Here is a 981-nt window from a genome sequence, read left to right as displayed (position 1 = left end):
GAGCGCCTGCATGGCATGCAGGAGGTCAGGAGTTCAATTCTCCTTAGCTCCACAGTCGAAGGTCGGTTGACGAAGGTCCCGCTCCCTCCGGGGGGCGGGATTTTTTGTGCACCGTTCCCGCGGCGGCGCGTGCCCCGCGCTCCGCCTCCCGGCAACGTGCCCTGGCCCCGGCCCGGGTTGGCGCTCGTCTTCGGTCCCACCCCACACTCATCTTGAACCGGCTTGAGTCACTTGGGGGCCTGGAGGCGTATACCTCTGCGGAAGCTCTTCTTACAGGCATGTTCGCGCTGGCCGTGACCGCCGCGGCGGGTGCCGTGTCCGGACTGGTACGCAGGCGTCGCTGACCGTATTGCTCCGGCCGTGGCAGAATCAAACGGCCGGAAGGGGGCGCGACCCGACGGGAGGGAGTTGCGATGCCTGCGAGCATCCTCAGGGAGGTCGGTCACCTCCCTGAAGCGGCGGTCATACGGCGCAGAAGAACCCGTCTCAGCTGCCCCTCCTGCGGTTCCGGCCATGTTGCCCAGGTGCTCGGTGACAACGGTGGCATTTCCTACGTGTGCACGGCCTGCGGCCACAGCTGGAGCTGATCGATGGGTGCCCACAGGAGGAAATGCGACTGGTGCGGCAGTGGTACGCCCATCGTCCGCGACATGGAGCCGGTGAACCACGACTACCAGTACTGGTGCGAGGAATGCGCGCGGGCGCTGATCATAAAAGGCGACCCGATCGAGACCTACCGTGAGCTGGAGGGCGAGCCGATCTACGGCCGGCTCCTCGAAGAGCACTGCACCCTCAAGAGGTTCTACTCGTTCGTCACGGCCTGACCCGGGAAACGATTTGGTGCTGCACCGGGGGACCGGTAATGTTGGCGTCGCCGCCGGGGAAACCCTGCGACGCGGTCAACATGCGGCTCCGCCGCGTGGTTGCGAGGGGCTATAGCTCAGTTGGTAGAGCGCCTGCATGGCATGCAGGAGGTCAGGA

At 65.5% G+C, this 981-nt stretch carries 1 protein-coding gene; it reads left to right on the top strand.

All coding sequences use genetic code 11. The features are described 5' to 3' along the window. Positions 1 to 590: 590 nt before the first annotated feature. Positions 591 to 824 (top strand): hypothetical protein, encoded by a 234-nt coding sequence (locus RB628_RS40880; protein ID WP_044472114.1) that lies wholly within the window; start codon positions 591 to 593, stop codon positions 822 to 824. The last annotated feature ends 157 nt before the right edge of the window (positions 825 to 981 follow it).

Origin of the sequence: Streptomyces sp. ADMS, assembly GCF_033441795.1 — a bacterium.
Classification (GTDB): Bacteria; Actinomycetota; Actinomycetes; order Streptomycetales; family Streptomycetaceae; genus Streptomyces.
This window is presented reverse-complemented; position numbering and strand designations above follow the sequence as displayed.

Excerpts from the sequence above, each read along its gene's own strand:
- RB628_RS40880 (WP_044472114.1), top strand. The coding sequence starts at position 591 with ATGGGTGCCCACAGGAGGAAATGCGACTGGTGCGGCAGTGGTACGCCC.